Source organism: Candidatus Protofrankia californiensis, from assembly GCF_900634765.1.
GTDB classification, from domain to species: domain Bacteria; phylum Actinomycetota; class Actinomycetes; order Frankiales; family Frankiaceae; genus Protofrankia; species Protofrankia californiensis.
The window spans coordinates 2,594-6,151 of sequence record NZ_CAAAFT010000263.1 but is presented as its reverse complement, the minus strand read 5'-3'; the positions used below and the strand labels follow the sequence as shown (position 1 = coordinate 6,151).

Genomic DNA, 3,558 nt, shown 5'->3' with positions numbered 1-3,558 from the left:
GTCGATGACCACCATGTGGCCGTCGTCGGCCGGGTCGGGCGCGGCGTTCGCGGGGATCGGGACGCCGGACATCGTCGACGCCGGCGCCCACGGGGCGGTCAGTGAGACGGTGTGGCGTGACGTCGTCGAGTCGGCGTAGTGCAGCGGCCGCGACCACTCCTTGACCGCGATCACGAAGCCCTGCGCCTGCGCCGCCGCGACGACCGTCCGCAGCATCGTGGCCGAGTTCACGTCGACGCTCGCGCTCCCCGGGACAGGGGCGTTCCAGGAGCTCGCCGGCGAGTAGAGCGTCGCCGACGTGGTCGGGGGAGGTGGTGGGACAGGCACCGGCAGCTGCGGATTCTGACAGGCTTCCAGGCCGGCGCTTGTCAGCAGTGTCAGCAGGGCTGACATCAACACGGCGGATCGGCGCCGAACCCGGGATCGCAGACTGATCGGCACAGACATATGATCTTTTGGCACGCTACTTCCTCGCGGCTACGACGCCCCCCCGGGCGGAGGTACCGTAGCAGTTCCTTCCCGGTACACCCAAACCCGAACAACAACGAATTGACGTCCACATCAGTGTCAACACGCTGGCGGGCCGGTAAAGCACGTGGAGTCAGCACAAATGAGCTGCTTGAGACCGCGGGAATCTCACTGCTCACGGTCCGTCGGGATACGTCGGTACGACCGATACCTACCCGGATCTCAGGTGATGCCGCCGCCACGCTTGACAGACATATGGCGCATCGCGCCGGCGTGGCCACCGCCGGCAGCGGTCACCGATAATCCCGCCGGCACGTAATGTCGCTTGATGCCGCTCAATGTGTCGCGGAGTGCATATGGCATACCGTCGCCGTGGCCGGGTAGGAGTCAATCGGTCCTCGTTGTCGAGCGAAGGTATGCGAAGGTATGGGGGAAGCATGACGGCGGCGCAGACCGATCCGCCCCGGGACACCCGCCGGGTTGCGTCGTGAGGGTGGTTCTCTGCGACGACCACCGGATGTTCGTCGAGGCCATGGCCGCGATGCTGACCGCACGGGGCTGGACGGTGTGCGCCGTGGCTTTCACCGCCGCCGACGCCGAGGGCGTGATCCGATGTCATCGACCCGACCTGGGGATGATCGACCTGGGTTTCCTGGACGGGGGTGGTCTGGAGCTGATCCGTTCCCTGGCCGACCTGACACCGGTGACAAAACTGCTGCTGCTCACCGGTTCCACCGACATCGCGGCGATCAATGCCGCCATCCGGGCCGGTGTCGGTGGATTCGCGTCCAAGACGCAGGACATCGAACGGGTCATCGCGATTGCGGAATGCGTCGGTCATGGAAAGACGATGACCGACGCGAACGTCGCCGTGCGGGCCGTGCACGCACCCCATTACTCCGGTGCGTCGGCCACTGTCGAGAACCTGCTGACCAACCGGGAGCGGGACGTGCTCGTCCGGCTCGGACGAGGGCAGAGCACCGCCATTCTCGCGGCAGAGCTCGGTATTACGGTGAACACGGCGCGCTCACACATCCAGAACGTGCTGAACAAACTCGGCGTACACAGCCGGATGGAGGCCGCCGCGCTGGCGGTCAGGGTCGGGCTGGTGGATCGCGCCGGCTGACCGCCCCCTTCCGCGGCCGGCTCTTCTACGGCTGACCCTGCCGAGGCCGGCCCTTCCGCGCGGCCGGCTCCCGGGCTGATCGGAGGTGTACTGAAAGCACGCGGCCGGTACATATCCAGCATGCAACCGAGTCGAATATTGATCGCCGATTCCCAGCGGGCGTTCAGCGGTGTTCTCGCTGCCGCCATGCGCGCCGAGCACGATTTCACGGTGGTGGACGTGGTGCACAACGCGGAGGCGGCCACCAGGGTTCTGGAAATGCGCGAGGTGGACATTCTTCTGCTGGACGTGGAACTGCTCGGGGAGGATGCGGCCGAGCTCGTCAGACGATTGCGGCGGCTGTGCGACCGGCTACCGACAGTCGTTGTGACCGACATGGACGACCCTCGCCTGGCCACCGCCGCGGTACGGTCCGGAGTGCGCTCGTGGGTGCCGAAACGGCTGGGTCTGCACCATCTGATGTCCGTGGTGCGAGGCACCCGCAACGGTGAGAGCTGGTTTCCGCCATCCCTGCTGGGGCCCGTTCTCACCGACCTGGCGCGGTCGGCACAGCCGTCCCCCGCGGAGAAGAAGATCTCGACCCTCACCTACCGCGAGCGGCAGATCCTGCAGTGCATGGTGAACGGGCTCGACCGCAACACCATCGCCGCGCGGCTGTTCCTCTCCTCGAACACTGTGCGTACCCATGTTCAGAACCTGCTCGGCAAGCTCGAGGTCCATTCCGGGCTGGAGGCGGTCGCCCTGGCCGCACGCGCCGGGATCGCCTTTGACGAAACGCCCGACGAGGCAGCCGACGAAGCACCCGCACCCTGGCCGCTGGCGAAATTCAACCAACGCTGACGGACGCCGTGCCGTCGACCGCCGCGGCGTCCGCGGTGTCGTCGACCACAGTGGCGGCCCGTCGCCCGGGACGGGGTAGAGCCAGCGCGAGGAGCCCGCCAGCCAGGGAGATCGCGGCGATGAAATACCAGCCGCGCTGGAAGCCGAGCAGCCGCGACTGCGGCCCGTCCGGGGTGCCGAGCACAGCCACGAACACGGCGACGCCGACGGCGATACCGATCTGGCGGGCCATGCTGACCACGGCCGAGCCGGTGGCGAATCGCGCGGGTGGCAGTGAGGTGGCAGCGGTGGAGAACACAGTGGGCAGGGTCAGCCCGACACCGATACCGGTGAGCAGCATGCCGCCGAGCAGGTCGCGGAGGTAGTCGGGTTCCGGACCAACCGAGATCGCCCACCACAGCACGCCGGCGGAGAAGACCGTACAGCCGAGGGCGATGACCGCCCCAGGCCCCAGGCGCGGGATGAGCCGGCCGGCGGCCACTGACAGCAGCGGCACCATGGCCGGTCCTACGGCCACCGCAAGGCCGGTCCGAAGGGCGGACCAGCCCCACCCGTCCTGCGCCCACAGCACGACCGACAGCAACATGGCGCCAAACGCGGCGGAGAACAGTATTGCGCTACCCAACGTCACCGAAAAGCTGCGGCTGCGCAGCAGGGCGAGTTCGAGGACCGGGCTGCTGTGGCGCGCCGAACGGGCCAGGAATGCCACGACGAGTGCTGCGGTGGCGACGAGCAGGCCGATGACCCGCCAGGAACCCCAGCCCCAGTCGCCACTCTTGACCAGGCCGAACGTCAGCGCCCCGATTCCGATGGTGAGCAGGGCCGTTCCGGCGGCGTCCGGCAGCGGGCCGCGTTCCCCCGGCGGGTCGGGCAGAATACGGGCGCCTGCGACGAGGGCCGCGATCCCGACGGGGATGTTCACCAGGAACGCCCATCGCCAGCTGGCGCTGACCAGAAGACCCCCGGCAACTGGTCCGAAGGCTGCGGCCAGTCCGCCCATCGCGGTCCAGGTGCGCACTGCCGCGCTGCGGCGGGCGGGCGGGTAGGCGGCGAGCACCAGGCTCAGGGAGGTGGGCACCACAACAGCCGCGCCGACCGCCTGGATGCCACGGAAGGCGACGAGT

Annotated in this window: 3 protein-coding genes and 1 pseudogene; 2 read left to right on the top strand and 2 right to left on the bottom strand. The window is 68.3% G+C overall.

All coding sequences use genetic code 11. The features are described from left to right. Window positions 1-399: pseudogene (locus DD1DGNOD_RS27045) on the bottom strand (hypothetical protein); the annotation flags it as partial. Window positions 400-955: 556 nt separating this feature from the next. Between DD1DGNOD_RS27045 and DD1DGNOD_RS14545 the strand changes: the two are divergent. Then, complete coding sequence (locus DD1DGNOD_RS14545) at window positions 956-1,594, top strand: response regulator transcription factor (RefSeq protein WP_165036732.1); 639 nt, start codon at window positions 956-958, stop codon at window positions 1,592-1,594. Window positions 1,595-1,732: 138 nt separating this feature from the next. Then, complete coding sequence (locus tag DD1DGNOD_RS14540) at window positions 1,733-2,434, top strand: response regulator transcription factor (RefSeq protein ID WP_165036730.1); 702 nt, start codon at window positions 1,733-1,735, stop codon at window positions 2,432-2,434. On the opposite strand, the gene DD1DGNOD_RS14535 is transcribed toward DD1DGNOD_RS14540, so the two are convergent. Continuing rightward, window positions 2,421-3,558, bottom strand: a 1,138-nt coding sequence (locus DD1DGNOD_RS14535) for an MFS transporter (protein ID WP_131770382.1), incomplete at its 5' end; no start/stop codon positions are given. The genes DD1DGNOD_RS14540 and DD1DGNOD_RS14535 overlap by 14 nt on opposite strands.